General features: G+C 46.8%; 1 protein-coding gene. It reads right to left on the bottom strand.

Annotation, left to right across the window (positions count from 1 at the left end):
- On the bottom strand, positions 1-421 hold a 421-nt coding region (locus ACP2WS_RS11320; RefSeq protein ID WP_426460860.1), incomplete at both ends, for a hypothetical protein.

Genomic DNA, 421 nt, shown 5'->3' with positions numbered 1-421 from the left:
CACCTTGAATTATCCTTGCCACAAATCACATCCAAATCCACACGTACGCCTCCTAGCTTGACTCCATCGAAGGCGCCACTTGAATACGATACGTTGCTGAGTACTTGGCCTGTTTGGGGATCAGTTATTCCTGGGAAAATTCTGGAATTGGCCAGGCTTTCCTCACGCATTCTCGTGGCAGCCAACTGCAAGGTGCCTTGCGTAATGGCAACACCTGGACTTGCTGCAACAACTTCCACCAAGGTCTCCAGAAGACGTTTTTGATATTGCAGTTTATAGATTTCATCATATAGCTGCGTCTTAACGTACTCATCCGTCGTTTCTTTAATCTGCTTGCGCAAGGCCTCTTGTTTAGGCTCCACATACTGGCTTATTGCATTGAGTGCGTTGGTCTGAAATTCTTGCGTAACAGCCACTTGAA

This window comes from Brachymonas moutaii (nom. illeg.) (genome assembly GCF_049977365.1).
Taxonomy (GTDB): Bacteria; Pseudomonadota; Gammaproteobacteria; order Burkholderiales; family Burkholderiaceae_C; genus Brachymonas.
Note: the sequence above shows the minus strand (reverse complement) of the source record. Positions and strands in the feature narration are given on the sequence as shown.